Source organism: Lentisphaerota bacterium, assembly GCA_016873675.1.
GTDB lineage: Bacteria > Verrucomicrobiota > Kiritimatiellia > RFP12 > JAAYNR01 > VGWG01.
Genome location: VGWG01000157.1, coordinates 1 through 5,052, shown reverse-complemented (window position 1 = coordinate 5,052; position 5,052 = coordinate 1). Strand labels below are relative to the sequence as shown.

Here is a 5,052-nt window from a genome sequence, read left to right as displayed (position 1 = left end):
TTCCTGGCCTTCAAGCTCCGCGTTTAGCTGTTCTGTCGTCATCCCTGTGCCCTCTTACGCTTTGAAATGTGTAAGAGAATAACGCTTATACTGATGTATGTCAATAGACATTATGGATATTTTTTTCGTGCGGCTTCTGGGGTGGCTGAATGTGAGCCCTCCGATGGCAGACGGACAGCCGGTTGCGGCGCTTGAAAAAATATTGTGGCATGGGCGTCCTGCCCATGAATCACGGGCAAGCCCACCGCCCGCATCAGCATGGGTCTGTCAAAATGCCACTTGCACGCAGGTCTGTTTCCGCACTACACTGGACATTGTTTGAAATATGGGACTGCGTGGATAGGGAGACTGCTTATGAAACGGATGTTGGTCTTGGCTGCGGGGTTGATCGCGTTGTGGGGTTGGGGACAGATCGCTTCCATGACGGAGGCAGCGGCCGTGGCGTCGCCTGCACCAGCGTCGGTATCGGCCGAAAGCGGTTGGCTGGAGGGGTTGCGTGAACGGGGACGGGTCATCGGCTATCGGGCGCCACAGGCGTTCCTCGCGGAACTGGATGCGCTGGAGGGCGTCCAGACGGACGGCGGATCCGGATTGCGATCATTCGCGCACGACCCGGCGGCGTTTCTGCGGCGGCACGGAATCGTCTGGACCTTCGTCATCGTCCTGATTGGAGGACTCCTGTTGAATCTCACCCCCTGCGTGCTGCCGATGATTCCCGTGAATCTGGGGATCATCGGTGCGGCATCGGGCGGACGGCGCGGTTTCTGGCTGGGTCTGGCCTACGGCATTGGCATTGCGGTTGTCTACGGCGTCATGGGCGTGATTGCCGTTCTGGCCGGGGGCGTCTTCGGCGCCCTGCAGGGGTCTCCGGTCTTTAATGGTGTCGTGGCCGGCGTGTTCGTGCTGCTGGCGCTGGCGCTGTTTGACGTGCTGACGGTTGATTTTTCAGGGCTGCAGCGTTCGGCGGCAGCGGGCAGCCGCAGCGGGCTGGCCGCAGCCGCAGGCGCGGGCGGCTTCTCGGCGCTGCTGGCCGGGGCCTGCGTGGCGCCGGTTGTGGTGGCCGTGCTCATCCTGAGCGCATCGCTCGTCGCGCAGGGCGTGCGGGCGGGCGCGCTGCTGCCGCTGGGGCTGGGCATCGGCATGGCGCTGCCGTGGCCGTTTGCCGGGATGGGGCTCTCCTGCCTGCCCAAGCCCGGGAGGTGGATGGAGACGCTCAAGCGGGTGTTGGGCGTGTTCGTGCTGGGACTGGCGGTCACGTATGGCTGGATGGCCTGGCAGGGGTTTCGCCCCAGACCGTCGGCCGACTCGATCACGGCGGGAGACCCGGTCGCCTGGGCGCGTGAGATTGCGGCCGCGCGCGCGGCGGGCAAACCGCTGATGGTCGACTTCTGGGCGACCTGGTGCAAGAACTGCCACGTCATGGAACAGCGGACCTTCCGCGATCCTGCGGTCGCGAAACGGTTGAGAGACTACCATCTGATACGCGTGCAGGCCGAGCGTCCGACCGAGGAACCCGCGCAGGGGATGGTTGACGCCTTGGGCGTCCTCGGCCTGCCGACGATCGTGATCCTCGACCCTTAAGCGCCCAGCGCGCGCCGGATGACCGCGCAAACCTCGTCGCAATCCGATTCGGTCATTGCCGTACCAGAGGGGAGGCACAGCCCGCGGCTGAACAGGCGCTCGGCGATGCCGCCGCCAAAGGTGCGCGCGCCGCGGAAGACCGGTTGGAGATGCATCGGTTTCCACACCGGACGAGCCTCGATGTTCTCCGACTCCAGTGCGAGGCGGATTCGCTGGCTGGTGTCACCCGGACGTCCCGACTCCCCCGATTCCGCGTCCCCGTCAAAACAAACCACGGTCAGCCAGCGGCTGGCGGCTCCATAAGCCGCCTCGGGCATGAACCGGACCTGCGGCACATCGGCCAGCCGTTCGCGATACCACCCGCAAATCGTCCGCCGCTTGGCGACAATGTCGTCCAGATGGCGGAGTTGCCCCACGCCGACGGCGGCCACCAGATTGCTCATCCGGTAATTGTACCCCAGTGTCCGATGCTCGTACCACGCCTCGTCCTCGCGGGCCTGCTGAGAGAGGTGGCGCGCGCGCGCGACCAAGGCGGCATCGGCCGAGGCCAGCAACCCGCCGCCCGAGGTCGTGATGATTTTGTTGCCATTGAACGAATAGACGGCGGCGGCGCCTGCCGCTCCGGCGGCGCGTCCGCGATAGGTCGCGCCCAGGGCTTCGGCCGCATCAATAATCAGCGGGACGCCGTGGCGCTTGCAGACCGCGTCCAGGGCGTCGTAGTCACAGCACTGTCCATACAGATCGACCGCCACGACCGCAGCGACGCGCCGCCCCTCGCGCGCCAGCGTCCGCAGCGCGTCGTCAGCGCGTTCCGGATCGAGCGTCCAGGTCGCCTCGTTCGAATCCACCAGCACCGCCTCGGCACCCATCTGCACGGCGGGCGCGACACTCGCCACAAACGTCAGCGTCGGCGCCACGACCGCGCCGTCCGGCCCGGCGCCCAGTTCGCGGTAGAGCAGGTGGAGCGCCGCCGTGGCGCTGGACAGCGCCAGCGCATGGGGAATGCCGGTCCGCTCCGCCATGGCCCGCTCGAACGCATCCACCTGCGGCCCGCACGGCGCAATGTAATTGCTGTCGAACGCCTCCGCCACACACGCGCGTTCGTCAGGGCCGACGCACGGGGGCGACAAGAACAGGCGATTTTTACGCATAACGCATGGCCATGCGGATCAGTAACGGTAATGCTCGGCCTTATAGGGCCCGTCAACCGGGACGCCGATGTAGTCGGCCTGCTGCGCCGTGAGGGTCGTGAGTTTCGCGCCGAGGTGATCGAGGTGCATCCGCGCAACCTCCTCGTCGAGCTTCTTCGGCAGCCGCGAGACGCCAATCGCGTGCTTCTCCGTCCACAGGGAGATCTGGGCGAGGGTCTGGTTGGTGAACGAACTGGACATCACAAACGACGGATGGCCGGTGGCGCAACCGAGGTTGACCAGGCGCCCTTCGGCCAGCAGATAGATGCAGTGGCCGTCGGGGAAAATGTACTTGTCGACCTGGGGTTTGATGTTGACGCAGGTCACGCCGGGCCACGCCTTGAGGCGCGCGACCTGGATCTCGTTGTCAAAATGGCCGATGTTGCAGACGATCGCCTGATCGCGCATTTTCGACATGTGCTCGGCGGTGAGGATGTCGCAGTTGCCGGTCGTGGTCACATAGATCTGTGCCGCCGGGAGGGCCTCCTCAACCGTGGTGACCTTCAACCCCGCCATGCAGGCCTGGAGGGCGCAGATGGGGTCGATCTCCGAGACCCAGACCTGCGCGTGCTGGCCGCGAAGCGATTCGGCCGATCCCTTGCCCACATCGCCATAGCCGCACACCATGGCGACCTTGCCCGAGATCATCACATCCATCGCCCGCTTGATGCCGTCGACGAGCGACTCACGGCATCCGTAAATGTTGTCAAATTTGGACTTGGTCACCGAATCATTGACGTTGATTGCCGGGACGAGGAGCGTGCCCGCCTGCTCCATCTGGTAGAGCCGGTGAACGCCGGTGGTGGTCTCTTCGGAGACGCCCTTCCAGCGTTTGACGGCGGTCTTGAAAAAAGTCGGTTCCTCTTGGAGCACCCGCTTAATCAGCGCGTTGATGATGGCGAGCTCTTCGATGGCGGTCGGCGCGTTGATCACCTCCGGACGGGTCATCGCCTCGTAGCCCCGGTGAAGGAAGAGCGTGGCGTCGCCGCCGTCATCCACGATCAGGTCCGGGCCGCCACCGTCGGGCCACGTCAGCGCCGCCTTGGTGCACCACCAGTATTCCTCCAGAGTCTCGCCCTTCCAGGCGAAGACGGGGATGCCCCGCGCGGCGATGGCCGCGGCGGCGTGATCCTGGGTCGAAAAGATGTTGCAGGAGGCCCAGCGAACATCCGCGCCCAGAGCCGCGAGCGTCTCGATCAAGACGGCGGTCTCCACGGTCATGTGCAGACTGCCCATGATGCGCGCCCCGGCGAGGGGCTTGTGCGCGCCGTATTTGGCGCGCGTGGTCATCAAACCGGGCATCTCCTTCTCGGCGATCTCAATGGCGCGGCGGCCCCAGTCGGCAAGGGCGATGTCTCGGATCTTGTAAGCGAGCATGGGGGAACCTTTCGGAGGCACGGGGTGCGGTTGAGGGTCGATGCACGGTCTAGCGTTTCTTCGTTTTGCGGGCGAGCCCGCACGCCTCGCGGAGGACCTCCACGCGGTCGGTCCGCTCCCACGGGAACTGCTTGCGCCCGAAGTGGCCGTAGCTGGCGGTCTGGCGGTAACTCCAGCCCTTGGGCGCCGTCAGCCCGAGATCTTGGATCAACGCGGCCGGGCGGAAATCGAAGATTTCGCCGGCGGCCAACACCTGAGCGATGATCGCCTCGTCCACGGTCGCCGTGCCATAGGTCGAGATGTTGATCGAGAGGGGTTTGGCCACGCCGATGGCGTAAGCCACCTGAATCTCGCACTTCTCGGCCAGCCCGGCGGCGACGATGTTCTTTGCCGCATAGCGCGCGTAGTAGGCTGCCGAACGGTCAACCTTGGAGGGGTCCTTGCCAGAGAAGGCGCCGCCACCGTGCGACCCGACGCCGCCATAGGTGTCCACGATGATCTTGCGGCCGGTGACGCCGGAATCGCCCTGCGGTCCGCCAATGACGAATCGGCCGGTGGGATTGATGTACCATTCGGTTGTGTTGGTCAGCAGCCCGGTCGGACGCAGCACCTCGATCGCGACCTCCTTGAGGTCCTTCTGGATGCGCTTCAGCGGCACGTCGGCGGTCTGGTGCGAGATGACCACGGTGGTGATCGCGATCGGGTTGCCATTCTCGTGCAGGACGGAGACCTGAGCTTTGGAGTCGGGTTCCAGGTAGGCGATCTCGCCGGATTTGCGCAGGGCGGCACACCGTTCCAGCAACCGGTGCGACAGGATGATCGGGGCCGGCATGAGCTCGGGGGTCGCGCGGGAGGCGTAGCCGAACATCATCCCCTGGTCGCCGGCGCCCTGGTCCTCGGGCCG

4 protein-coding genes are annotated in these 5,052 nt (G+C 65.3%); 1 reads left to right on the top strand and 3 read right to left on the bottom strand.

Annotation, left to right across the window (positions count from 1 at the left end; genetic code table 11):
• Window positions 1–258 precede the first annotated feature (258 nt).
• Window positions 259–1,581 carry a DUF255 domain-containing protein gene (locus FJ222_12000; GenBank protein MBM4165144.1) on the top strand — a complete coding sequence of 441 codons (1,323 nt, stop codon included), beginning with the start codon at window positions 259–261 and terminating at the stop codon, window positions 1,579–1,581.
• Here the strand turns inward: FJ222_12000 and FJ222_11995 are convergent.
• The 3 genes from FJ222_11995 to FJ222_11985 all read right to left on the bottom strand — a co-directional run.
• Window positions 1,578–2,732 carry an aminotransferase DegT gene (locus FJ222_11995; protein MBM4165143.1) on the bottom strand — a complete coding sequence of 385 codons (1,155 nt, stop codon included), beginning with the start codon at window positions 2,730–2,732 and terminating at the stop codon, window positions 1,578–1,580. The two genes, FJ222_12000 and FJ222_11995, sit on opposite strands and share 4 nt — an antisense overlap.
• Before the next feature lie 18 nt (window positions 2,733–2,750).
• Complete coding sequence (locus tag FJ222_11990; protein ID MBM4165142.1) at window positions 2,751–4,148, bottom strand: adenosylhomocysteinase; 1,398 nt, start codon at window positions 4,146–4,148, stop codon at window positions 2,751–2,753.
• A 49-nt stretch (window positions 4,149–4,197) separates the two neighbouring features.
• Window positions 4,198–5,052: methionine adenosyltransferase (locus tag FJ222_11985; protein ID MBM4165141.1), on the bottom strand; the 855-nt coding region annotated here is incomplete at its 5' end.

Excerpts from the sequence above, each read along its gene's own strand:
- FJ222_11995 (MBM4165143.1), bottom strand. The coding sequence starts at position 2,732 with ATGCGTAAAAATCGCCTGTTCTTGTCGCCCCCGTGCGTCGGCCCTGAC.
- FJ222_12000 (MBM4165144.1), top strand. The coding sequence starts at position 259 with ATGGGTCTGTCAAAATGCCACTTGCACGCAGGTCTGTTTCCGCACTAC.
- FJ222_11990 (MBM4165142.1), bottom strand. The coding sequence starts at position 4,148 with ATGCTCGCTTACAAGATCCGAGACATCGCCCTTGCCGACTGGGGCCGC.